This window comes from Caballeronia sp. KNU42 (assembly GCF_053760385.1).
The window spans coordinates 1,138,103-1,161,985 of the sequence record NZ_CM132390.1 but is presented as its reverse complement, the minus strand read 5'-3'; the positions used below and the strand labels follow the sequence as shown (position 1 = coordinate 1,161,985).

Genomic DNA, 23,883 nt, shown 5'->3' with positions numbered 1-23,883 from the left:
GGGGAGTCCGTTCATCTTGTCTCCGTCTCTTGTTTTGGGTTGAGACAGTATCGCCCGGCAAACAGTTTTGATTTATTCTTTCAATTAACGTTATTGATTTGCGAACCGAATCAATAAGTGATCTTGACGACTTCCAGCCGGAAGCGATGAACCTCATGCAAAACGCCCGCATGAGCGGGCGTCGGAATCTTCGGCAGGTCGATACGTTCTGGATGGAAAGCGGTCAATAGGTCTCGAGATGCAATCGCCCTTCCCGCTTGAGCGCCCGCCATAGCGGGTCCCATTCAATGCCGTTTTGCTCGGCAATATCCCGCAGCGCCTGAAGCACGCCATCTTCCATCCCCTTGAGCCCGCACACATAGATGAATGTGTTGTCGTCGCGCAGCATCTGCCCGACGTCGGCCGCGCGTTCGCGCATCGCATCCTGCACGTAACGCTTCGGCTGGCCTGCCGTGCGTGAGAACGCCAGGTTTGTATCGATGAAATCCTTCGGCAGGTTCACGAGCGGTCCGAAGTAAGGCAACTCCTCCTTGGTCCTCGCGCCGAAAAACAGCATCAGCTTGCCGGTCGCGCCCTTCAAGCGCCTGCGCCGCCGGTATTCCGTCATCGCGCGCATCGGGGCCGAACCCGTGCCCGTGCAGATCATGAGCAGATGCGAGTTCGGATGGTTCGGCATCAGGAAGGTGCTCCCGAATGGCCCGATCACGTTGACCTTGTCGCCCTTCTTCAAGTCGCACAGATAGTTCGAGCAGACGCCGTCCGCCTCATTGCCGCGATGATCCTGCGTCACCCGCTTGACCGTCAGCGACAGGTTGTTATAACCCTCGCGTTCACCGTCGCGCGGGCTTGCGATGGAGTACTGACGAGCGTGGTGCGTCTTGCCGTCTTTCATCGTTCCGGGCGGCAAGATGCCGATCGATTGCCCTTCGACAACCGGAAACGGCGTGGCGCCGAAATCCAGCATGATGTGATGAATATCGCTTGCGGCGGACTCGCCGGTAAGCCGGTAGTTGCCCACCACGGTCGCCACGAGCGGTTGCTTATGCGTGTACAAATTTACGTACGGCTTGGCGGCCGACCAGGGCGGCAGCGTCGAGCCGCGCACCGTATCCACGTCGATGCCATCTGGCGTTTCGCCGGGGTTGTCGGTTGTGTCGGTATCCGCCCCGGTTGAAGCGGCGTTATCCAGCGCAGCACTTGCCGTAGTGTCCTGCGCCGGCAGTTCGTCCCAGGTGAACTGCTCTTCAATGCTATACGCCTGCGACTTCAGCACCGTGCGCCAGTTGTCAATAGAACCGGTCGGGCACGGCGAGATGCACGCCATGCAACCGTTGCAGACCTCAGCCTTGACGACGTAGTTGTTTGAGTCGTGCGTGATGGCGTCGACCGGGCACGTCTCTTCGCAGGTGTTGCAGCGAATGCAGATCTCCGGATCGATCAGATGCTGCTTGAGGACTTCCACGGGGGCTGGACCGTTCATTTGTTATCTCCCTCTGCGCCGGGACCGCCACGAGGTTCCGTAGCGCTCCGGACGCTTCCTGCTGAATGACTCAGTTGAAGCGCACGTAGTCGAAATCGACTGGCTGTCGATTGATGCCCATCGCCGGCGGTGCGATCCAGTTGGCGAACTTGCCCGGCTCGACCACGCGGCCCATCAGCGAGGCGACATACGCGCGATCCTCCGGCGTCGGCAGCCATTTCGCCTCGTTCGCTTTCCATTCGTTTTCGTTGACCACGCGGCCATCGGGCGCCACGCGCACCCCCGCAAAGGTGCCGATCTGGCGGTTGAACGCCTTGTGCGGCACGCTCAGGCGAACGTCGATACCCGCCTTCTCCAGCACCTTGTTCCAGCGTCCGACACCCGCCACCGAATCCCGGATGTAGTCATCGCGCAGCACTTCGTTCATGGCGTTGAGCATGGGCACTTCACGCTCGACCAGCTTGCCTTCCTGGACGTCGAGCAGCTTGTAGCTCTGGCCGTTCAACTGATGATCGTCGTCGCGTTTGGTTTCTTCGTAACGGCCCTTGAGGCCCGAGCTATAGAAGGTCGCCGCATTCGATGAATGATCCGCGCCGAACAAATCGATAGTCACCGAGTAGTGGAAATTCAGATAGCGCTGGATGGTTTCAAGGTCGATCACACCGGCCGCGCGGATCGTGTTGATATCGTCGGTCTTCAGTTCGTTCATGACCTGCGAGGTCCGCTGGATGACCCGCGAGACACCTGATTCGCCCACGAACATATGATGCGCTTCTTCCGTCAGCATGAACCTGGTCGTGCGTGCGAGCGGGTCGAAACCGGACTCGGCGAGGGCGGACAACTGGAACTTGCCGTCGCGATCCGTGAAGTAGGTGAACATGAAAAACGCCAGCCAGTCCGGCGTGCGTTCGTTAAAGGCACCGAGGATGCGAGGATTGTTTTCGTCGCCAGAACGGCGATCCAATAATGCTTCGGCTTCCTCACGACCATCACGGCCGAAGTAGCGATGCAGCAGATACACCATCGCCCATAAATGACGCCCCTCCTCCACGTTGACCTGGAACAGGTTGCGCAGGTCGTACATGGATGGCGCCGTGAGTCCCAGGTGCCGTTGCTGCTCGACCGACGCCGGCTCGGTGTCTCCCTGCGTCACGATAATGCGCCGCAGGTTCGCGCGATGTTCGCCCGGCACCTCCTGCCACGCCGCTTCGCCCTTGTGCTGTCCGAAGCTGATCTTACGGTCCGCCATGCCCGGCGTGAGGAAAATACCCCACCTGTAGTCCGGCATTTTCACGTGATCGAAATGAGCCCAGCCACCGGCGTCCACGCTCACTGCCGTGCGCAGGTACACGTCGTAGTTCGGGGAGCCTTCCGGACCCATGTCGCCCCACCATGACAGGAAGTTCGGCTGCCATTGTTCGAGCGCGCGCTGCAGCGTGCGGTCGTCGGCGAGATTGACGTTGTTCGGGATCTTGTCGCTGTAGTTGATCGTGGACATGGTTATTTCCTGAGAGCCGTGACGTGTGTTGAGCGCTGGATGCGCGAGACCCGGACGCGTCAGACGCGATTGAGGTCGAACTGCGCCTTGCTGCCCTTGCCGTACACCTTGAGGGCGCCCTTCTCGCCCACCGCGTTCGGCCGGTTGAAGATCCAGTTCTGCCAGGCCGACAAGCGTCCGAAGATGCGCGTCTCCATCGTCTCGATGCCGTTGAAACGCAGGTTGGCCTCAAGCCCCGTGAGCGCATCCGGCGACATGGCCGCGCGTTCTTCAATCGCAATCCGGATCTCGTCGGCCCAGTCGATATCGTCCGGCGACGCGGTCACCAGTCCCAGGCGTTCCGCCTCGACCGGTTTTACCGGCTGCCCGATCTGCTGGCGCACGGCGTTCATCGGCCCGGTTTCGTCGTAGAAACGGCGGCCGAGGCGCGACTGGCCGGTGATCATCGGATAGAGGCCGAAGTTCGCTTCCGTGAGCGTCAGCGCCGGTTCCTCTTCCTCATTGCTCGGCAGCGCCGCCATGTAGCTGCGATCGCAAGCAAACGCGAGTTCGGCGAAGGTGCCCGCGAAACATGAACCCGGCTCGATCAGCGCGAACAGCGTGCGCGACGAGACGTCGATACGGGCCAGCGTACGGCGCAACATGCCGATGGTTTCGCGCACGAACCAGTGTTCGCGATGCTCGAGAAGCGTGGCGTCGGCGGCGAGCAGCGTGCGTGCGTCGCCTTCGGTCTTGAAGATCCAGGTGCCGATGTCGAGTTCATTCGTGCGCATGCACAGGATGGCGTCGTCGAGTTCGCGGGCGAACTGCATCGGCCACCAGTTGGCGCCGGCCGCAACGATGGCGTCGATGCCGGACTCAGGATTCGTCGATGGCGCTTTCGCGGTAAAGGTTGCGGTGCGGCGAATGCGATCGATGCTGACATCGATGGTCGCATAGCCCAGGCCATCGTCGCGATCCGTGCGCTCGATACGCGTCAGGGCAATACCCGGCGCTCCGGCCGGCCGGTCGCTTTGCGCAGCCAGTTCCAGCGCGCGGGCATGCACCGTTTCCTTGAATACGTTCGGCTTCACGACCTCATCGACCAGACGCCACTCTTTCGCGCGCGCGCCGCGCACCCCTTCAACTATTGTGCAGAAGATATCGGCGCGGTCGTGGCGAACCTTGCGTTTATCGGTCACACGAGTGAGTCCGCCGGTGCCGGGCAGCACGCCAAGCAGCGGCACTTCGGGCAGCGCGACAGACGAAGAGCGGTCGTCGACCAGATAGATTTCATCGCACGCGAGCGCCATTTCATAGCCGCCGCCCGCGCACGCGCCGTTGACCGCTGCGAGGAACTTGATGCCGGAGTGGCGCGACGTATCTTCTATGCCATTGCGCGTCTCGTTGGTGAACTTGCAGAAGTTGACCTTCCACGCATGCGATGAAAGGCCAAGCATGAAAATGTTGGCGCCCGAGCAAAACACACGGTCCTTGAGGCTCGTCACCACGACCGTGCGGACTTCCGGATGCTCGAAACGCACGCGCTGCAAAGCGTCGTGCAATTCGATATCGACACCCAGATCGTACGAGTTGAGTTTGAGCTTATAACCATCGCGAATACCGCCGTCTTCGGCAATGTTGATGCCGAGCGTCGCGACCGCGCCGTCGAAGGTCAGCGACCAGTGTTTGTAGCGGGCAGGCTCCGTGCGGTAATCGACGCGCTGAACGGCCGGCGCAGCGACGGTTTCTGCCTGTACTGCGAGTGGGGCCGATTGCGCGACTGCCATGGATGACTCCTTCGTACACTGGATAGGTTATGTGTACGATAGTGCATCAATCTACTCGCATCAAGCATTTTAATGCTCTTATCGGGTTAATGCGGAAGGCCGACGACTGCTATTCGGCCGCAATTCGCGCTGCCAACCGGTCTCGCAGCGATAAATAGCATTCCGCCAGCGACTTCCCGCTGGTGTCGAAGGTCATGTCGGCGCGGCCGTACAGCTCGCTGCGCCCGGCCAGGATTCGCTTCAGGTCCTCCATGGATTCCTTGTTTCCCGACATCGGCCGCAGATCGCCCTGGGCCACCACACGGCGCATGTGATCCTCGGGCGTGGCCTGGAGCCATACGGTAAAACAGTGCGTCAGCAATGCGTTCAGGGTCGCCGGTTCGGACACCAGGCCACCCGGCGACGCAATCACCGCACGCGGATGCTCCTGGATCACCGCCTCCAGCGCGCGATGCTCGTATCGACGGTAAGCCGTTGCTCCATATAGCGCGTGAATCTCCGACGGCGGACAGCCGGCCAGTTGCGCAATCACGCGGTTGATCTCGACGAACGGCACTTTCAGTTCGTCGGCAAGCATGCGGCCGAGCGTCGATTTACCCGCGCCGCGCAAGCCGATCAGCGCAATTCTTTCCAGCCGGTGAGGGTCCTGCGGGGCCGCGGCAAGCATCTCTTCCAGCGCTACCCGCGCGCGTTTGAGAGTGTCGTGATCGCGCCCGCTCAGCAGCTCCCGGATGCGCAGCCAATCGGGCGTCAATGTGGTTTCGTCCCCCACGATTTCCGCCAAGGTGCAGTTTAATGCTTTCATCAATTGCCGGAGAAACAGCACCGAAGCATTGCCGACACCCGATTCCAGGTTCGCCAGATATCGCTCGGACACGTCAGCCTCTTTCGCCAGCGCTTTTCTCGTCAGCCCACGACGCGCACGCATCAAACGGACGCGCTCGCCCATCCCGACCAGGAAAGGATCGCGGCTCTCGCGCCCTGTTTCGACGTCCGCACTTTGATCCCCGCCCTCGATTGACTGTAAAACGGCGGTTTGCTTCATATTCATCACTTTCGGTAAGGTGTATAGCTGTACTATAGTGCTTGACATGCATTGTGATGCAAGCTAAGTTTAATGCACACAATACGAAGAAGCTGGCCATCTGTTGCCCGAGGGCGCCATCGAATTCACGATGCACGCGGCCTGATCTCGCGCGTCGGCTCAAATCGCTCGATCAATCACCACCAAGGGCTTTTGAATGGCCGAACCATGCTCGAAGAATCCCAGGCAGCAGGTGCCCGCCGCTTCTATCGAAGCACCCATGGAATCAACCGGCAACTATGAAACTTGAAGTAAAGCGCTGACGGTTAGCGGCCGGCGTTCAACGCATCACCGGCCCGGGAATCTGCGCATCAGACAAAACCGAACGCATGGCGCACGGTATTCGCCCGCGCATAGGCGTCGCCCCATTATCAGGAAGGAGACAGCATGGACGCCTTTATTGCGCGGCACTCGAGCGCCGGACAACCGGCCGTCGACGCCCCACCGGTCAAATTCAATTTCGCAACGCATTTGTTCGCGTTGAACGAAGTGCGGGCGCAGAAAGTCGCGTACATAGACGATGACGGAACCACGACGTATGGCGAATTGGCGGATCGGGCGCGCCGCTTTGCTTCGGTGCTGAACACACTGGGCATTCATCCCGAGGAGCGCATCCTGCTGGTCATGCTCGACAGTGCGGACCTGCCTGTTGCGTTCCTCGGCGCGTTATATGCGGGCGCCGTGCCCGTTGTCGCGAACACCTTGCTGACGCCCGCGGACTACAGCTACATGCTCGATCACAGCCGGGCGCGCGCGGTCGTTGCGTCGGGACCGCTGCTGCCGGCCATCGCGCAGGCACTTGCAGATACGTCCAACGAGGGTTGCGCGCTGATCGTTTCCCACGCGCAAGACGCCACGCTTGCGGGCGAACGAGAATTCAGTCACCTGTTGTCCGATGCAGAACCGCAGCGCGCACCATTCATCAGTAATGCAGATGGAATTGCATTCTGGTTGTATTCGTCGGGTTCGACCGGCAAGCCTAAAGGCGCCGTCCATACGCACGCGAACCTGTACTGGACCGCGGAACTCTATGCGAAGCAAGTGCTGGGGATCCGCGAAGACGATACCGTGTTTTCCGCGGCCAAGCTGTTCTTCGCGTATGGATTGGGCAACGCGCTGACCTTCCCGCTTTCAGTCGGCGCAACGGCGCTCCTCATGGCCGAGCGGACCACGCCGGCGGCCGTCTTCGCACGCCTCACGCACTACAAGCCGACCATCTTCTGCGGCGTACCCACGCTCTACGCAAACATGCTCGCGTCCCCCGCCATGCCCGCACGCGCCGATCTGCGCTTGCGGATATGCACGTCAGCGGGAGAAGCGTTGCCGCGCGAGATCGGCGAGCAGTTTACGGCGCATGCGGGCTGCGAGATTCTCGACGGTATCGGCTCGACAGAAATGCTGCACATCTTCTTGTCGAATCGGGCGGGTCATGTCGCATATGGGACAACAGGGACAGCCGTGCCCGGATATGAAGTCGACCTGCGCGACGAAAACGGCCATGCGGTTCCGGACGGCGAGATAGGCGACCTGTACGTCCGGGGTCCAAGCGCTGCGCTCATGTACTGGTGCAACCGCGAAAAATCCCGGGCAACGTTTCTCGGCGACTGGCTCAGAAGCGGCGACAAATATCGTCGATTGCGCGATGGCAACTACGTCTACGAAGGCCGCGCCGATGACATGCTGAAAGTAAGCGGCCAGTACGTATCGCCTGTCGAAGTCGAGATGGTCCTGATGCAGCACCCTGACGTTCTCGAAGCGGCGGTTGTCGGCATTACCCGCGACGGCCTCGTCAAAACGCGTGCGTTCGTCGTGGTCAAACCCAACGTTGCGGCAACCGGCGAACTCGCCGTGGAACTCAAGGCGTTCGTCAAGGCCAGGATGGCGCCTCACAAATACCCGCGCGAGATCCTGTTCGCTGAAGACCTGCCGAAAACCGCGACTGGTAAGATCCAGAGGTTCAAATTGCGCGAACCGGCTCTCGACGCCTGAGCGCGCGCCTTCCTTGTCAGGCTTCAAGTCATGGACCGATCAATACCGCACGCCCCTGTCATCCGCCTGGCGGATCTGCCCGCAACGCACGGCCGTGAATCGCTTCGTCTCGAGTATCAATGGTTGAATGCCCACCAGCCCGATGCGCCTGTCGCCGTCTTCTTGCACGAAGGGCTCGGCTCCATTTCCATGTGGAAGGACTGGCCGCTGAAGCTGTGCGAGCAACTGGGGATGCGTGGCCTCGTCTATTCGCGACCGGGTTATGGCGGCTCGACCCCGCGTGCAGCCGATGTGAAATGGCCGGTCGATTTCATGCACCGGCAGGCCCATGACGTGCTGCCGGCATTGCTCGACTTCCTCGGCATGGACAGCGCCGAACGTGCCCGGATGTGGATCATCGGCCATAGCGACGGTGGCTCCATCGCGTTGCTTTATGCGGCGGCTTTCCCGGACGCACTGGCCGGCGTGATCGCGATTGCGCCGCATGTGTTCGTTGAGGATGTATCAGTCAAGGCGATCTCCGAAACAACCGCGCTATACACGCAAGGCGATTTCCGGGCCCGGTTGTCGCGTTATCACGCCGATGTCGATTCCGCTTTCTACGGGTGGAACGATATCTGGCTGAATCCCGAATTCAGGCACTGGGACATCACTGACCTGCTGCCTTCCATCCGGTGCCCCCTGCTCGCCGTACAAGGACATGACGACGAGTACGGGACAATGGCGCAGATCGACGCCATTGCGTCGCATGTGCCGCATGCACAGCTCGTCAAGCTGCCGGCTTGCGGACATTCTCCGCACCGTCAGTGCCCCGCCATGCTCGATGCCGCGATCGCGGCGTTCGTCAGCAGTATCTAAAGCTCAGTTACGAACCAGGACCGCTGAAGGACGTGCCGGCTTGGGAAGACCGAAATCTCGATACAATCGGTCACCCCCTGGTCACCCCCTACACTCATCGCATCCTTTCAAAACGCATGACTGGTTCCTCGCTGCTCAAACCAAAGGTTTCACCCAGTCTGCGTTGGCTCACCCTGTGGGGACCGGGCCTGCTCGTCATGCTCGCCGACTGCGACGCCGGCAACGTGGTGACAGCGGCGCAGAGCGGCGCGCAATGGGGGCCGCAGCTCCTGCTGGTTCTGCTCGCGCTGATCCCCCTGCTTTATATGGTCCAGGAACTCACCGTGCGCCTGGGCATCTTTACCGGGATGGGTCATGGCGAGCTGGTTCGCGCGAACTTCGGACCTGGCTGGGCATGGGTCTCGGCAGCCGGGTTAGGCGTTGCCGTGCTCGGCTCGCTGGTGACCGAGTTCACAGGCGTCGCCGGCATAGGGGAAATGTTTGGCGTGTCGCGCTCCGTCACGTTACCGCTCGCGGCGGCGTTCCTCGTGGGAATAGTGTTCACCGGTTCGCACAAACGCGTGGACAAGTTCGCCATCGTCATTGGCGCGTTTGAACTGTCATTCTTCGCGGTCGCGTGGCACGCGCACCCGGACATCCCCGGCATGTTCCGGCAGATGACCCGGCTTCCGCTCTCCAATCATCATTACGGTTATCTCGCGGCTGCATTGATTGGCGCGACCTTCAATCCCTGGATGATCTTCTACCAGCAGGCAGCAGTCGCCGATAAAAAGATGGGCGCCCAGGACTATTCCGCCGCCCGCATCGAAACTGCCGCCGGTGCGGTTCTCACGCAGTTGCTCACGGCAGCGGTACTTGTGGCCGTTGCAGCAACGCTGTCGAGAGACGGTCAGCAGCACGCTTTTCAAAGCGTCGGTGAAATCAGCGATGTCCTCACAATCGCCGCAGGACCGCGCGCCGGACGTTTTCTGTTTAGCGCGGGTGTCCTCGGGGCATCGATGGTAGCGGCCATCGTCTGCTCGCTATCGCTCGCGTGGGGACTGGGTGAAGTGGCGGGATACAAGCGCTCACTTGAAGGCGGACCGGCGAGTGCGCCATGGTTCTATGGGGTGTACGTGGCCTCGGTCGTTGGCAGCGCGACCATCGTGTGGCTGGCGCCCAACCTTATTTCGCTGAACGTCGCCGCGCAGGTTGTCAACGCGCTGATGCTGCCGCTGGTGGTGGGCTTGCTGATTGCGCTCAGCCTGAGCGCACTGCCGCCTGAGCACCGGCCTCGCGGTGTCTACTTATGGCTTGTGTGCGGCATTGCCGCAATCGTCTCCGCGTCCGGCGTCCTGGGTGCGGGCCTGAGCTTTTTCCCGCGATGAACGCCGGCGCTTTCTAGCATCGATCCGCTACTCGGTTGCAAAGCCACATGCCTCATGTGGCTTTGCATCGGTATTGAATGCCGGATCATGTATTCACTGCGCGTCAAAACGACCACCTGAAAAGTTTCGCAGTCTTCCATTGGTAAGCACTCGAAATATATTTGATCGCATGCGCATCCGTCTCGCGGTCGACATGCGTATCCACCCATACGTGACATGAGAGGCGCCGGATCAGCCCTGCTGCTGCACGCCGTGCTTCGTCACGAGTTCGTGATTCGTGTTTGACACAGGCAGTCCGCCTGGCGCCTCGTCGTCTGCTGTCCGCTGCTTTTTCCGTCCCGGGCTTTCATCGGGCGCAGTCGCCGTATTGGTTAGTTCACAGAACGGTTCAAGGAGATATCATGTCGGAAGACTCAAAGGTCATGGATGTACTCGTGCAGCGCGCCGGCAAGCTGGCAAAACGCAGGCAGTTCTTCAGGAGCGCAGGCGGTGTCGGTCTTGGACTTATCGGCGGCACGATCCTCGGCGCATGCGGCGGGGGCTCCTCGGGTGCATCGGCGCAAAGCAGTGGTCCGACAGATCCGGAAATACTCAACTTCGCCCTCAACCTCGAATATCTCGAAGCAACCTTCTATGCGTATGCGACTACCGGCGCGGGTCTTCCGGCCAGCCTGATGAGTGGTGCGGGCACGGCGGGAACGGTTATTCCCGGCCATGCAGTGACCTTCTCGGACCCCGTGGTCCAGGCCTATGCAAACGAGATCGCCAAAGACGAACTCGAACATGTCACGTTCCTGCGTACCGCGCTCGGTGCTTCCGCGGTGGCCATGCCGGCCCTCGACGTTGGCTACCAGAGTCCGACCGGCGCGTTCTCCAAAGCGGCGCAGGCGGCCGGACTGGTGCCTGCGGGCACGGCCTTCGACCCTTACCTGAACGACGAAACCTTCCTGCTCGCCGCCTTCATTTTTGAAGACGTGGGCGTGACGGCCTATAAAGGCGCGGCGCCGCTGATCACGAACAAGACCTATTTGTCAGCTGCCGCCGGCATTCTGGCGGCGGAGGCCTATCACGCCGGTCTCGTACGCACGGTGCTGTATGCAAAAGGCATTGCCACTCCGTCGCTCGGGCTCATTGCTGCGGCCGGCGCGATCTCCAATGCACGCAACGCGCTCGACAACGTGGGCAACGACGACCAGGGCATTGCCGGAGCGACGGCTGGAACTTCGAACATCGTGCCGCTCGATTCGAACGGCCTCGCGTTCAGCCGCAATTACCCGAATGTGCTGAATATCGTCTACCTGAACAGTGCGGCGGTCACGCAAGGCGGCTTCTTCCCGGCGGGTGTGAACGGCGATCTGCATATGAGCGCCTGATCGCAGGGAACATCCTGACTTAACCGCGCTGGTTTCTATCGCTTGTTCGTGGTGGGAACCAGTGCGGTTTTTTTACGCCTCGCCGATTGAAACGAAGGCTCCCATAAAATAAAGCATTACTAACTTTTTCGCTGAATACGGCATGGAACCACACCATGCCCTGAGTAAAGCCCAGGCGCCCCTTGCCGTGACGCCACGGCGAAACCGCGTCCAACCCATCCTCCAGGCTCCGTAAGGGAAACGAAATACTTCCATTGCGTCTCAGCCTTCAAACAGCCGACAAGCAGCTTCATACGCACCGACATTAAGCAGACGCTGACCTGGCTCCAGCGACGCCGCTGCGGCGCCAACATACGCCAACACACCCGTGATCGTCGACGAACGATCGTTATAACCTCAGGCTGCGCGGCAAAAATGGACAAGTTACGCCTGCGAGGTTGTGCCTGAAACACGGTTTGTAGTAGTGTCGGGCCGTCCAGAAAGAACGGTCGAAATTACCCGGACAAATCATGCCCGGACCCGTCGCGCGCAGGCTTTCGCTGAGCCGCATTCTTCAACGATCAAAGCTTACAGTTCAGGTTTCATTCAGGTTTTATCGCGGCTTGGCCGCAAGCCAATGCGTTCGTAGATCTGCATCGGTGAATCACTGCATGGCGGCATTCAAGGCTCGAAGCTCAAAGGGCACGCCATCATGTTTTCAAGCATAGCTGTTCGGAGAATATATGGACTTCGGATTCAACCTGAACCGCACGGCTAACGCGTCTGCCTGGCGGCTCTTGCCTAATCGATGGGACTTCGTCGCGTTCCCCCTGATCATCTGCCTGATTGCGATGGCGGCCATCGGCTTCCATCAGACCATGGCGCCGATCGCCACCCTTAAGGCCCAGGCGATCTCGCTCGCACCGTCGAACCTGCCTGAATACGCGCTGCGCACGACCTTGCGGATGCTCGCCGCCATGATCGCTTCGCTGGTCTTCACGCTCATCTACGGCACCCTTGCAGCCAAGAGCCGTCGTGCGGAAAAGGTCCTGGTACCGATCCTGGACATCTTGCAATCGGTTCCGGTGCTGGGCTATATCTCGTTCACGGTCACGTTCTTCATCGCGCTGTTTCCGACGCGCGTGGCGGGCGCCGAATGCGCGGCGATCTTCGCGATCTTCACGAGCCAGGCGTGGAACATGACGTTCAGTTTCTACCAGTCGCTTCGCACGACGCCGCGAGACCTGGACGAAGTCGCTCGCAGCTTCCACCTGACCGCATGGCAGCGATTCTGGAAGCTGGAGGTGCCCTTCTCGATGCCGGGTCTCATCTGGAACATGATGATGTCGATGTCGGGCGGCTGGTTCTTCGTGGTCGCCTCCGAGGCGATCACGGTCGGCAACAACACGATCACGCTGCCGGGCATAGGCGCATACCTCGCGCAGGCGATCACCGAAAAGAACATGGGCGCGGTGGGCTGGGTCATTCTGACGATGACCGTCGTGATCCTTGGCTACGACCAGTTGCTGTTTCGTCCGCTCGTTGCGTGGGCCGACAAGTTCCGCATGGAAACAAGCAGTTCCGGCGTGGCCCCGGAGTCGTGGGTGCTCGGGCTGGTTCGACGCACGCATCTGATTCACCGCTTGCTCGTGCCGGCCGGCTGGGTCTTCGCCACCGCGGCACGCGTCCCGCTACGGCTGCCCTCGTTCGATGGCGCGAATTTGCGCATGACGAAGCGCAAGACGCCGTCGCGTGTCGGCGACATCATCTGGAGCATCGTGGTCATTGCGGTCACGCTGTATGTGGTGTGGCGCGTGGTCGCTTACGTGCGCACCGGCGTGGATCTCGCTGAAGTCGGCCACGTGTTTGTTCTGGGTCTGATCACGCTGTTGCGGGTGGCGATCCTGATCGCGATCTCGTCGGTGATCTGGGTCCCGCTCGGCGTGATAATCGGATTGCGGCCCGCGCTTGCCGAGAAAGTGCAGCCGCTCGCGCAATTCCTGGCGGCCTTTCCGGCGAACCTTTTGTTCCCCATCTTCGTCATCGTGATCGTCCGCTTTCACCTGAACCCGGATATCTGGTTGTCGCCGCTCATCGTGCTCGGCACGCAGTGGTACATCCTGTTCAACGTGATTGCCGGCGCCACGGCTTACCCGAATGACTACCGCGAGGTGGCCACCAACTTCCGCATTCGCGGCTGGCAATGGTGGCGCCAGGCCATGCTGCCGGGCATTTTCCCCTACTACGTGACAGGTGCGATCACCGCTTCGGGCGGCGCGTGGAACGCAAGTATCGTCGCTGAGTTCGTGCAGTGGGGCGACACCAAGGTGGCCGCGCATGGCCTCGGCGCTTACATCGCGCAGACCACCGCTGCGGGCGACTATCCGAAGATCATCCTGGGCATCGCCGTCATGTCGTTGTTCGTCACGCTTTTCAACCGCCTGCTGTGGCGCCCCATGTTCACCTTTGCCGAAGCCAGGCTTCGAGTCGATTGAGGATCCATCTCCATGCCAAATTCAGACTTCAACGTGGCGTCCCCCGTGACGCCGACGAGCCCTGCTCCACGTGCTACCCAGGAGATCCTGAACATTAAGGGTGTCTGCCGGGGCTTCAAGAAAAGCCAGGGCGACCTGCTCGTGCTCGACGACGTCAACCTCTCGTTGCGCGAGGGCGAGATCGTCGGATTGCTCGGACGCTCAGGTTCGGGCAAGTCAACTTTGCTGCGTATCATCGCGGGCTTGATCGAGCCGACCACCGGCGACGTCACCTATAAAGGCAAGCCGCTCGAAGGTCCCGCTGACGGCGTCGCGATGGTGTTCCAGACCTTCGCGCTGTTTCCGTGGCTGACCGTGCTTCAGAACGTGGAAGCGGGGCTGGAAGCGCAGGGAGTGGGCGCTGCGCCTCGACGCGAGCGGGCGCTCGCAGCAATCGACCTGATCGGGCTGGACGGTTTCGAGAACGCGTATCCGCGCGAGTTATCGGGCGGCATGCGCCAGCGGGTGGGTTTTGCGCGCGCGCTGGTCGTCGACCCGACGCTCTTGCTGATGGACGAGCCGTTCTCCGCACTCGACGTGCTGACCGCCGAGAACTTGCGTACCGACCTGCTCGACCTCTGGACGCAAGGCAAGATGCCGATCAAGTCGGTACTGATCGTGACGCACAACATTGAAGAAGCGGTGTTCATGTGCGATCGGATCATGGTGTTGTCGTCGAATCCCGGACGGGTGATCGCCGAGATACAGGTGCCGTTCAAGCATCCTCGCAATCGGCTGGATCCGGCGTTCAGATCGCTAGTCGATGAGATCTACGCCAAGATGACCGCGCGGCAATCCGGTGAGGCGACCAGGCAGACGCTTGAGTTCGGCAGCCGGTTGCCGCATGTGTCGACTAACTTGCTCGCCGGGTTGATTGAAACGCTCGCGGTGGCTCCTTATAACGGGCGCGCCGATATGCCGGTGATTGCGCGTTCGCTGCATCTGGAAGTGGACGATCTGTTTCCGATAGCGGAAATGTTGCAGCATTTGGGGTTCGCTGAATTGCGTGAGGGGGATATTTATTTGACCCCTTCAGCTCATGTGTTTGCCGATTTGGGTACTCATGAACGGAAGATGATGTTCGCCGAGCATTTGTTGAAGCATGTGCCTTTGGCTGCGCGCATCAAGAAGGTGTTGAATGAGCGGCCGGGGCATCGGGCGCCGCGGGTGCGCTTTGAGCAGGAGTTGGAGGATTTTCTCACCGATGGCGCCGCCGAGGACACGCTCGATTCAGTCATCAATTGGGGGCGGTATGGGGAGGTGTTTTCTTATAACGATCAAACCGAACTGTTCAGCCTGGAAGACGTGGAGTCCTGATTGATGCAGGCGATGAGGGGGTCGCTCGCGCCGGTGGACGGGGTTTAGGGTGGCGGGGGTTTGGAGTGAGTGGTGCGTGGTAGGTGCCGGGGGTAGCGGTCGGAGTCATTGCCGGGTTGCTGCTTTCGGCCTTAGCGGTCTGCTTGCCTTGGCTCATTTCTTTAGCACTTTTAGCCACTGCGCGTGGCGGCGCGTCATTTCTTTGTCCAAAGCGACAAAGAAACGAAGCAAAGAAAGCGCTTTCAAAACGCGGGCTCGTAAGTTGACCTAGCGTGCAGTTTTGGTGTTTTTGGCACCCCAAAAGCACGGTGCTCGCCAGAGCCACAGATGTGTGAAACCCTCCTTCTCCGAACACCGATACCCACACGCTTCGCCACCAGTGACTGAACCTGCCCAAGGTTCATCCCGCGCTATCCGCGTAAACCACCCTCCGAATTTGTACGCATACCGAACCACGTCGGCAACCCACCAAGAAACAAGGTTGCCAAGTTGTGTGAGGCCGTAACCCCCGAGCCTAGGGGCTGCTACCTATGCTTGCCCCGCCATCCCGTTCGCAACCGAACGCGCCATGTGCGCAGCAGCGCCAAGGTAATTCGCCGGGTCGGTCAGCGCTCGCAATTGGGCCTCTCCAAAGCTTTCCCGGATCTGCGGGTTTTCAATCAGCACGTCATGCAACGTCCGCCCACTTTCAATCGCAATGCGGCACGCGTCATAGACCACATCATGCGCTTGCTGACGCCCGATTGCAGGGGCAAGTCCCATCATCACCGCTTCCGCCACAATCAATCCACCCGTTAAATCAAGGTTCTTTCGCATCTTCTCACTGTCGACCTGCAGCCCGCGCAACATGAAGTTCGCCTGGAACAGCGCGCTCGCCGCAAGCAGGAAACTCTCCGGTACCGCGCTCCATTCAAGATGCCACGGACCAGTCGCACGCTCAAAGTCGTGCATCATCGCATCCAGCATCAGCGCCGCACGCTCACGAAGCATCTTCGCCGCCGCAAACATCAGTTCACTCGAAATCGGATTGCGCTTCTGCGGCATCGTGGAACTCGCACCACGCCCCGGGACAAACGGTTCCGCTACTTCGCCAAACTCGGAAGCCGCCATCATCATCACATCGAGTCCAATCTTTCCGAGCGACCCGCCAATGCTCGCCAGAAGAGATACAAGCTCATTCAAGCCATCGCGAGCGACATGCCATGTGATCTCAGGGTTGCGCAACCCCAGTTCTTCAGCAAGCAGCCTGCGCGTTTCCAACGCTCTTTCCGGATCACCCAAGGAAGCAAGCGTTCCGGCCGCACCGCCGAACTCGACCATCAGCGCTCGCGCCTTCGCCTGCTGAAGACGCTCCGCATGGCGGTTCAGTGCCGATAACCACACAGCCGCGCGAAATCCAAACGTTACCGGCAGCGCATGCTGCAAGTGCGTGCGCCCGGCCGTCACCGTATCGGCATGCTTGAGGGCCAGCTCGCGCAACGCCTCGCGCACTTCGTCCAGCTGCCTCTCGATGATCGCCATGCCGCGCGCGCACTGAAGCATCGTGGCAGTGTCCATGATGTCCTGCGTCGTCGCGCCCCAATGCAAATATCGGCCGGCGTCGCCGCACATCTCGCTTACCTGCTTGACCAGCGGCAGGATCGGGTAACCGACGATCTCAGTCTCATGGCGCAGCACGTCCAGGTCGAGCTTCGTGAAGTCCGCTCGTGCGGTAATCTCACGCGCGGCCTGCTCCGGAATCAGCCCGGACTTCGCCTGCGCCCTCGCAAGCGCAGTCTCCGTGTCGATGCAGCGCCGGAGATACGCCTCATCCGAAAACACCTCCCTCATCTCGGGCGTGCCAAACATGTCGCGGAAAAGTACCGAGTCGAAAACAGTAGTCGCCATTGCTCATTCCTCAATCAGTTTGCAAGGCGCGCAAGCCAGGGGCGCAGCGCGTCTTTTTCTTCAAGTCCAAAACCCGCCGCATCGGTTGGACGCACAAGTCCGCCGCCCACACCGCACCCGGCCGGATATCCGCCGAAAGGCTGGAACACGCCCGGATACGCTTCGCATCCACCAAGCTCCAGGCCAACGGCAATATGCAGGTTGATGAGGTGGCCACCGTGCGGGTAAGCCTGCGTACGGTTGAAACCGCGGCTCTCGATCAGCTCGATCATCCGCCCATATTCAGTCAACCCGTAGGCCAGTCCGGCATCCATCTGGAAGATGTCCTTGCCCGGCCGCATGCCGCCAAAAAGCGCGAGGTTTTTTACGTCCGGCACGGAGAACAGGTTCTCGCCGGTGGCGATCCGGCCCGCGTAAGCCTGCGCGACCTGACGATTCAAATCGAAGTCGAGCGGGTCACCAATCTCTTCGTACCAGCGCAGGTCATACGGCGTGATCGCCTCCGCATACGCAAGCGCGGTTTTCAGATCGAAGCGCCCGTTTGCATCGACTGCGAGACGTTGCCCTTCCCCCGCTACGGTCAACGCCGCTTCAATTCGGGCGATATCCTTTTCAAGGCTCGCGCCGCCAATCTTCATCTTGAACGCATCAAAGCCCAGCTCGCGATAAGCATTGAATTCGTCGACCAGACGCTGCGTGCTTTCTTCGGGATAGTAATAACCGCCTGCCGCGTAGACGTTCACGCCTCCGGTCTTCCCCTGTCTGCCGAAATGCCGCGCGATGGTGACGTGCGCCGGTTCATCCAGCAGCTTGGCGTTCAAGTCCCAGACGGCCAGCTCGATTGCACCAGCCGCTGCAGCACGGTCCCCGTGACCGCCAGGCTTCTCATTGCGCATGATGGTCCGCAACACTTTCTCAGCGTCGAAGCTTCGCCCCGACGAATCAAGCAAACTGCCAGGCTCCGCTGCCATGAGGCGTGGAATCATCCGGTCACGCAGGATGCCGCCTTGAGCGTATCGGCCGATGGAGTCGAACGCATAACCCGTGACCGGTTTGCCGTTACGCATCACGTCGGTCTCGAGCGCGACGAGCGATACATCATGCTCGGCAAAACTCACGAGGGCGTTCGCAACGTTTCCTTCCAGCGGGACGGATATTTCCCTGACCGCAGTGATACGCATGACTAATCCTCTAACGCTTTGAAAACCTTTAAATCAGATGACCTTGCCCGGAGCAGTGCCGAATACGCGCTGATACTCGCTGCGTGCGGCACTCTCATCGAACTCGCCGGTCGACCTGGCGATCACGAGCGTGGCCACGCTGTTACCCATTGCATTGCAGATCGAGACCGCCTGCGATGTGAATCGATTGATGCCGAAAAGAATCGGCAAGCCTTCAATGGGCAACATGCCCGATGCCGTGACGGTGGCCGCGAACACGATGAACGTACCGCCCGACACAGTAGCTGCGCCCTTCGACGTAATCAGCATGATGACAAGCAGGCCAAGCTGCTGATGCAAGTCGAGCGGCACGCCGTATGCATTGGCGATAAACATCACGCAGAGCGACATGTAAACCGCGGTGCCGTCGAGATTGAACGCATAGCCGGTGGGAAGAACCAGGCCCGTGGCCTGACGCGAACATCCAAGCCGTTCGAGCTTTTCGAACAGCCGGGGCAATGCGCTTTCAGACGAAGCGGTGGCGAACAGCAGGAAGATTTCGTCCTTGAAGTAGCGCAGGAACCGGAACACATTGAAGCCGTATAGGCGCAGCACGATGCCGAGCACGACAACCACGAAGAACGCGAGCGACAGATACATCACGATAAGCAGGTAGCCGAGCGAAATCACGGCATTCATGCCACTGCTTCCAATCGCAAAGGCGATCGAACCGAATGCACCCAGCGGCGCAAATTTCATGATGACGTCGACGAACTTGAAGAAGCAGTCGGACATCCGCGACAACGCATGCTCGACGCTGCCGCGCTGGTCCTGGTTCAACATCAGGACCGCTGCGCCAAAGCCTATCGAAATCACGAGGACCTGCAACAGGGAGCCGTTCGCAAACGCCCCCACGAAGTTGTCCGGAAACAACGTCAGCAGAAAGTGTTCAACGGAGATCTCTCCCGCCTTGCCGTATTGCGCGTGAGCGGCAGCCGCCGCTTCGGGACTCTGCGTGAGATGCATGCCCATCCCCACGCCGGACAGGTTGGCGATCACCATGCTCAGCGCAAGCGCGATGGTCGATACAACCTCGAAGTAGATCAGCGCACGCAACCCGATACGGCCGACGTTCTTGAGATCGCCCGCGGCAACAATACCCAGCACCACATTCAGGAAAACGAGCGGCGCGACGATCATCTTGATGAGCCGCAGGAAGATGTCGCCGAGTACCTTCATGTCCACCGCGAGCTTCGGGGCGACAAAGCCAAGCGTAATGCCAAGCACGATCCCGACCACGATCTGCACACCGAGCCGGGCGTAGAACGGCGTCTTTTTGCGCGCAGTCGCGGGCTCCGTGTCAGGGCCGTGGCGAGGTGCGGTCTCGGTATGAACAACCATGCTCTTCTCCTGGTTCAGCGGCTGCCCAGACATGGATCAGCTCGCTTAATATGTCCGTACTTGTTTTATATGTACGGACTATATTGGTGATTGGCATAATGGGTCAATCTCGGGTTTACCTTGATAAAACCCTTGGCGGATGACCGCGCGACTTAAGCGGCCCGTGCGCTTGGCAATGCGCGTGCTGCAAGCTAGCATTAGCGCGCCGCAGCACTGATGCGGCTTTGAAAAGCGGCGTCAAAAAAGCGGCTTGGAAACCAAAAAAGGATTGAACCAGATGAAACCCCGGTACGCCGAATTGGCAGAGCAGCTCATCCAGGCGATCGGCGACGGCACGTTCGAACTCGGCTCCGCGTTGCCTACCGAGCTGGACCTGTCGGCCCAGTACGGCGTCAGCCGTGCGACGGTGCGTTCAGCGTTGGAGCGGGTGCAGGAACTTGGCCTGATATCGCGGCGCAAGCGGGCCGGCATACGCGTCGAAGCGACCAAACCTCGCGTGGCGTTCGACCAGTCGCTCTCCAGCGTCGAAGACCTGATTCAGTTCGCGGTCGTCACCGAGCGACATGTGCAGTCGGTCACCGAAGTGTCGGCAAACCCGTCGCTCGCCGCGCAGCTGGGCGTGGCGACCGGCTCGCGCTGGCTCAGGACGGAAATGCTGCGGGTGGACCCCGCCAAGCCCGACACGCCGATCTGCTGGACTGACGTGTACCTCGAACCCACGTTAGGTGCGGGTATCAAGCGCGAACTGCGCAAGAGCACGGGCCTGATCTGCGAGATGGTCGAGCAGCGATTCGGCCGCGTGGTGAAAGAAGTGCGCCAGGAAATCCGCGCGATAGGTGTACCTGCTCGCATCGCGAAGCAGCTTATGACCGAACCGGACGGACACGCACTCGAGATTACGCGGCACTACGTCGATGAAAACGGCATTGTCTTCGAAGCGACGGTCAGCGTTTTTCCCGCCGACCGTTTCACTTACTCATTGCAGCTTCGACGGCACGATTGAGTGCCGCGATGCTCACTGAAAATCAGACGCGAAAGCGGACCGCCGCTTCGCGAAGAATCTGCGCCTGCTCAGCCAGCGACATGGCCGCTGCCGTGGTCTCTTCGACCAGTGCGGCGTTTTGCTGCGTGACTTCGTCCATTTGCGACACCGCGCGATTGACCTGTGCAATGCCGTCGCTTTGTTCCTTCGATGCGGCCGCCACCTCACTCATGATGTCGTTCACCCGCTGAATCGAGCGAACGATTTCGTTCATGGTCGTGCCCGCGGAGCCTACCAGGCCAGTACCTTCGGCCACGCTCACTGCAGCGCTGTCGATAAGCGCCTTGATCTCTTTCGCCGCGCTCGCCGAGCGCTGTGCAAGCGTACGAACCTCAGTTGCGACTACCGCGAAACCCCGGCCCTGTTCGCCCGCACGCGCAGCTTCAACAGCAGCGTTCAGCGCAAGGATGTTGGTCTGGAAAGCAATGCCTTCGATGGTGCCAATGATGGTCGCAATTTTCGCCGACTGATCGCTGATCCCCGACATGGTATCGACAACGCGGCCCATCATCGCGCCGCCGGTTTCCGCGACCTTCGCAGCCTCGCTTGCCAGGTGGCTCGCGGTGTTGGCGCTTTCGTTGTTCTGCCTGACAGTCGCCGTCAGCTCTTCCATGCTGGCTGCCGTTTCCTCCAACGCGGCGGCTTGCGATTCCGTTCTGCGCGACAGGTCTGCATTGCCCGATGCAATCTGATGCGTCGCTGTCGCCATGGACTCGCTGCTTGAGCGGACCGTCGACACGGTTTCACCAAGACCGCTTTGCATCGTGGCGAGCCCGCGCATCAACGTGCTCATCTCGTCGCGGCCATGCGCTTCAATACGCTGTGACAGGTCGCCCCGCGCCATGGCCGAGCATGCATCGAGCGCTTTGGCAAGCGGGCGCGAAATCGCCCGGTGCAGGCCGACGGCACTCGCCAATGCAACCGCAACCGCGAGGAGGAGCAGGATGCCGGAAGCGAGGCTGACGGCACGCAGCGTCGACTGGAACTGCTCGTAGTTGCTCGCCCCGTGTTGCATCAGGTAGTCGTTGAGTTCGTTCGTGCTCTTGGTCAGCGCAAGCGACAGCACGGGCATCACCGTCATCGTGAGTCGGTCTGCGGTGGCTGCGTCCCCGGTTTGCAGCGCCTGCAACGTCGGCTCTATGGCGCCCGCGACGAGACTATCGAAGGTCGCGGATACGTTCTCCGCCAGACGCTGCTCGCCGGCGCTCTTGGGTAACGCGAGATAACGCGCGTAAGCCGTGCGCGCCGGGTCGATGTAACTGCGCGCCTTCGTCACTAACGCCTGCACATCCGGCGCTTGCGGATGAAGCAGCGCGCGGTCCATTGAAACCCGCGCAATCGCCAGGTTGTATTTCATGTCGCCGATGGCAATCGCCGACGACAGCTGGACGGCATACGTGTCGTGCAGCGCGTCCTTGCCCGCTTTTGTTCCGTACTGGCCGAAGGCCGCCACAACCAGCAGAAGCGCAACGAGCAAGCCGAACGCGAGGGCGATGCGCGCCTTGATCGAAAAATTCGAGAACATGAAGGGTGACCTATTCAGGATTGGAGTGCGCAAGAGGGACGGGCGATGCGACCGACCGCTTGACGACACCAACTCACGACGCCGATATCAATATGTGATTACATATTGATATCGGTCGAAGTCGCTCATAACGCATAGGTATAAACCCTTATTCGATGAAACCCGGTGATTCTTTTTGGCACGACGAATCGCCGCAGCGTCAATGTAGGCAGGCCTGGCGCCTGGTCCGTCCCGAATAATGGCTCTGCTACTATTTCTGCTTCTTTCGAACGCCTGGTTTCGATCACGCACATGGCAAGTCCCCTTTATTCCCGGGTCGCACAGGATCTTGCCGAGGCTATCGGCTCAGGACGATATCCAGTTGGCGCGTTGTTGCCGACCGAGATGGAACTCTGTGAGCACTACGGAACAAGTCGTCCCACCGTGCGGCTCGCGCTGCAGGAATTGCAGGGCATGGGGCTGGTATCGCGGCGAAAGCGTGTAGGCACCCGAGTGGAATCGAGTTCCCCGTCGGGTGCTTACAGCCAGTCCGTCGCCTCGCTCGACGGCCTCGTTCAACTTGCTGAAGATCAGGAGCGCGTGATCAAGGCGGTCGACGAAATCGTCGCAGACCGGGCGCTCGCGCGCGAACTCGGATGCACGCCGGGAAGCAAGTGGCTGCGCATGCAGATACTGCGTCTGGACCGCAAAGGCGACACATTGCCGATCGGATGGACAGACGCGTATGTGGACCCCGCCTTCGCGGATATTCCGGCGCTGTTGAAGGAGTCGCCGACGAAGCTGGTCAGCTCGCTCATTGAATCGAAGTTCGGCAAACGGGTGGCGGAAGTCGAGCAGACCGTTCGCGCGATCTCGCTCTCCGCCGAGCTGGCGGAGAGCCTGACCGCGGAAGAAGGCATGCCGGCATTGAAAATTATTCGTCGATACCTCGACAACGCGAACGAAGCGTTCGAAATCACGGTGACGGTTCACCCGGCCGACAGGATGCAGGTTTCAATGCGGCTTCGCCGCGACCGTCCGTAAAGAGACTGACCCGGCGAGATGCATCTGCGTTTGCCAAAGGGATGGCCGAAACGCGGGCCGCTGCTGCTAAAGAGATGCGCGCGGACCACCCTCCGAGCATGACGTTCAGCGCACGATGCGGCGTCACGACCGCAGCCACACCCGCGACCACAAGCCCGATGAACGATCCGCGCATGGCGGCTACATGTCCTCTGACGTTACCTTGCCGAATAGCCCAGATTGCACGCACGAGGCTAAGCGCGGTCAGCACCGCGAGGCTGTGAACCCATGAAAGCTGACCGTGGTTCAACTCCCGGATGCCGAACGAACTCAGCACGGTGACGAACATGGCCGCCACCCATACGCGGCCCGTCAACCTGTGGCGCGCAGCGCCCTTTCTCAACAGCAGTATTGATGCTCCGAGCACGAGAGACAGGACGGCCGCGGCAATATGGACGGCTATGACGGTGCGCATGCGGGACTCCCTGCAAGACGCGTGAACGCAATGCAAGGAGTCTGTGCGGCAGCTTCGTTCTTTTCGAGCCGCTTGCGACGAAGCCTGCGAATCCTGTCGCGAATGGCCGGTAAATGAGCGCGAGGCGTGTGGGCTGTTTTTTT

General features: G+C 60.4%; 17 protein-coding genes. 8 read left to right on the top strand and 9 right to left on the bottom strand.

All coding sequences use genetic code 11. The features are described 5' to 3' along the window. Positions 1-223: 223 nt before the first annotated feature. From boxA to ACSOSP_RS36325, 4 genes are all read right to left on the bottom strand, one after another. Positions 224-1,480 carry a benzoyl-CoA 2,3-epoxidase subunit BoxA gene (gene boxA / locus ACSOSP_RS36340; RefSeq protein WP_455313858.1) on the bottom strand — a complete coding sequence of 419 codons (1,257 nt, stop codon included), beginning with the start codon at positions 1,478-1,480 and terminating at the stop codon, positions 224-226. Positions 1,481-1,550: 70 nt separating this feature from the next. Next, the gene (boxB, locus tag ACSOSP_RS36335) at positions 1,551-2,978 is read right to left on the bottom strand and encodes a benzoyl-CoA 2,3-epoxidase subunit BoxB (protein ID WP_455313857.1); all 1,428 of its coding nucleotides are present in this window, start codon (positions 2,976-2,978) and stop codon (positions 1,551-1,553) included. A 59-nt stretch (positions 2,979-3,037) separates the two neighbouring features. After that, positions 3,038-4,747: a 2,3-epoxybenzoyl-CoA dihydrolase gene (gene boxC / locus ACSOSP_RS36330; RefSeq protein WP_455313856.1), complete on the bottom strand. Its 1,710-nt coding sequence runs from the start codon at positions 4,745-4,747 to the stop codon at positions 3,038-3,040. A 109-nt stretch (positions 4,748-4,856) separates the two neighbouring features. Continuing rightward, positions 4,857-5,792 (bottom strand): helix-turn-helix transcriptional regulator, encoded by a 936-nt coding sequence (locus tag ACSOSP_RS36325; protein WP_455313855.1) that lies wholly within the window; start codon positions 5,790-5,792, stop codon positions 4,857-4,859. 426 nt (positions 5,793-6,218) lie between these two features. Here ACSOSP_RS36325 and ACSOSP_RS36320 point away from each other — a divergent pair, with 426 nt between their 5' ends. The 6 genes from ACSOSP_RS36320 (at position 6,219) to ACSOSP_RS36295 (ending at position 15,248) form a co-directional block, all read left to right on the top strand. Then, complete coding sequence (locus ACSOSP_RS36320) at positions 6,219-7,820, top strand: benzoate-CoA ligase family protein (RefSeq protein WP_455313854.1); 1,602 nt, start codon at positions 6,219-6,221, stop codon at positions 7,818-7,820. Positions 7,821-7,850: 30 nt separating this feature from the next. Continuing rightward, the gene (locus ACSOSP_RS36315) at positions 7,851-8,678 is read left to right on the top strand and encodes an alpha/beta fold hydrolase (RefSeq protein WP_455313853.1); all 828 of its coding nucleotides are present in this window, start codon (positions 7,851-7,853) and stop codon (positions 8,676-8,678) included. A 116-nt stretch (positions 8,679-8,794) separates the two neighbouring features. Then, entirely contained in the window at positions 8,795-10,045 is a 1,251-nt protein-coding gene (locus ACSOSP_RS36310; protein ID WP_455313852.1) for an NRAMP family divalent metal transporter, read from the top strand. Positions 10,046-10,446: 401 nt separating this feature from the next. Continuing rightward, positions 10,447-11,418 carry a ferritin-like domain-containing protein gene (locus tag ACSOSP_RS36305; RefSeq protein WP_455313851.1) on the top strand — a complete coding sequence of 324 codons (972 nt, stop codon included), beginning with the start codon at positions 10,447-10,449 and terminating at the stop codon, positions 11,416-11,418. A 722-nt stretch (positions 11,419-12,140) separates the two neighbouring features. Continuing rightward, a complete protein-coding gene (locus ACSOSP_RS36300; protein ID WP_455313850.1) occupies positions 12,141-13,892 on the top strand; it encodes an ABC transporter permease in 1,752 nt (583 codons plus the stop codon). 12 nt (positions 13,893-13,904) lie between these two features. Continuing rightward, a complete protein-coding gene (locus tag ACSOSP_RS36295; protein ID WP_455313849.1) occupies positions 13,905-15,248 on the top strand; it encodes an ABC transporter ATP-binding protein in 1,344 nt (447 codons plus the stop codon). A gap of 528 nt (positions 15,249-15,776) precedes the next feature. Here the strand turns inward: ACSOSP_RS36295 and ACSOSP_RS36290 are convergent. From ACSOSP_RS36290 to ACSOSP_RS36280, 3 genes are read right to left on the bottom strand one after another with little or no spacing between them, the layout of a single operon-like run. After that, positions 15,777-17,135, bottom strand: a complete 1,359-nt coding sequence (locus ACSOSP_RS36290) for a class-II fumarase/aspartase family protein (RefSeq protein WP_455313848.1) — start codon at positions 17,133-17,135, stop codon at positions 15,777-15,779. A 14-nt stretch (positions 17,136-17,149) separates the two neighbouring features. After that, positions 17,150-18,316, bottom strand: coding sequence for an enolase C-terminal domain-like protein (locus ACSOSP_RS36285; protein WP_455313847.1), 1,167 nt, complete (start codon positions 18,314-18,316; stop codon positions 17,150-17,152). Between the two features lie 33 nt (positions 18,317-18,349). Continuing rightward, positions 18,350-19,696, bottom strand: coding sequence for a cation:dicarboxylate symporter family transporter (locus ACSOSP_RS36280; RefSeq protein WP_455313846.1), 1,347 nt, complete (start codon positions 19,694-19,696; stop codon positions 18,350-18,352). Positions 19,697-19,973: 277 nt separating this feature from the next. Between ACSOSP_RS36280 and ACSOSP_RS36275 the strand changes: the two genes are divergently transcribed. After that, positions 19,974-20,699: a GntR family transcriptional regulator gene (locus ACSOSP_RS36275; protein ID WP_455313845.1), complete on the top strand. Its 726-nt coding sequence runs from the start codon at positions 19,974-19,976 to the stop codon at positions 20,697-20,699. 22 nt (positions 20,700-20,721) lie between these two features. On the opposite strand, the gene ACSOSP_RS36270 is transcribed toward ACSOSP_RS36275, so the two are convergent. Then, positions 20,722-22,263 (bottom strand): methyl-accepting chemotaxis protein, encoded by a 1,542-nt coding sequence (locus ACSOSP_RS36270; protein ID WP_455313844.1) that lies wholly within the window; start codon positions 22,261-22,263, stop codon positions 20,722-20,724. A gap of 291 nt (positions 22,264-22,554) precedes the next feature. On the opposite strand from ACSOSP_RS36270, the gene ACSOSP_RS36265 reads away from it, so the two are divergent. After that, complete coding sequence (locus ACSOSP_RS36265) at positions 22,555-23,286, top strand: GntR family transcriptional regulator (protein WP_455313843.1); 732 nt, start codon at positions 22,555-22,557, stop codon at positions 23,284-23,286. Here the strand turns inward: ACSOSP_RS36265 and ACSOSP_RS36260 are convergent. Next, positions 23,219-23,740 carry a DUF2306 domain-containing protein gene (locus ACSOSP_RS36260; protein ID WP_455313842.1) on the bottom strand — a complete coding sequence of 174 codons (522 nt, stop codon included), beginning with the start codon at positions 23,738-23,740 and terminating at the stop codon, positions 23,219-23,221. The genes ACSOSP_RS36265 and ACSOSP_RS36260 overlap by 68 nt on opposite strands. Between the last annotated feature and the right edge of the window lie 143 nt (positions 23,741-23,883).

Coding starts and splice junctions, on each gene's coding strand:
- boxA (WP_455313858.1), bottom strand. CDS start 1,480: ATGAACGGTCCAGCCCCCGTGGAAGTCCTCAAGCAGCATCTGATCGAT.
- boxB (WP_455313857.1), bottom strand. CDS start 2,978: ATGTCCACGATCAACTACAGCGACAAGATCCCGAACAACGTCAATCTC.
- boxC (WP_455313856.1), bottom strand. CDS start 4,747: ATGGCAGTCGCGCAATCGGCCCCACTCGCAGTACAGGCAGAAACCGTC.
- ACSOSP_RS36325 (WP_455313855.1), bottom strand. CDS start 5,792: ATGAAGCAAACCGCCGTTTTACAGTCAATCGAGGGCGGGGATCAAAGT.
- ACSOSP_RS36320 (WP_455313854.1), top strand. CDS start 6,219: ATGGACGCCTTTATTGCGCGGCACTCGAGCGCCGGACAACCGGCCGTC.
- ACSOSP_RS36315 (WP_455313853.1), top strand. CDS start 7,851: ATGGACCGATCAATACCGCACGCCCCTGTCATCCGCCTGGCGGATCTG.
- ACSOSP_RS36310 (WP_455313852.1), top strand. CDS start 8,795: ATGACTGGTTCCTCGCTGCTCAAACCAAAGGTTTCACCCAGTCTGCGT.
- ACSOSP_RS36305 (WP_455313851.1), top strand. CDS start 10,447: ATGTCGGAAGACTCAAAGGTCATGGATGTACTCGTGCAGCGCGCCGGC.
- ACSOSP_RS36300 (WP_455313850.1), top strand. CDS start 12,141: ATGGACTTCGGATTCAACCTGAACCGCACGGCTAACGCGTCTGCCTGG.
- ACSOSP_RS36295 (WP_455313849.1), top strand. CDS start 13,905: ATGCCAAATTCAGACTTCAACGTGGCGTCCCCCGTGACGCCGACGAGC.
- ACSOSP_RS36290 (WP_455313848.1), bottom strand. CDS start 17,135: ATGGCGACTACTGTTTTCGACTCGGTACTTTTCCGCGACATGTTTGGC.
- ACSOSP_RS36285 (WP_455313847.1), bottom strand. CDS start 18,316: ATGCGTATCACTGCGGTCAGGGAAATATCCGTCCCGCTGGAAGGAAAC.
- ACSOSP_RS36280 (WP_455313846.1), bottom strand. CDS start 19,696: ATGGTTGTTCATACCGAGACCGCACCTCGCCACGGCCCTGACACGGAG.
- ACSOSP_RS36275 (WP_455313845.1), top strand. CDS start 19,974: ATGAAACCCCGGTACGCCGAATTGGCAGAGCAGCTCATCCAGGCGATC.
- ACSOSP_RS36270 (WP_455313844.1), bottom strand. CDS start 22,263: ATGTTCTCGAATTTTTCGATCAAGGCGCGCATCGCCCTCGCGTTCGGC.
- ACSOSP_RS36265 (WP_455313843.1), top strand. CDS start 22,555: ATGGCAAGTCCCCTTTATTCCCGGGTCGCACAGGATCTTGCCGAGGCT.
- ACSOSP_RS36260 (WP_455313842.1), bottom strand. CDS start 23,740: ATGCGCACCGTCATAGCCGTCCATATTGCCGCGGCCGTCCTGTCTCTC.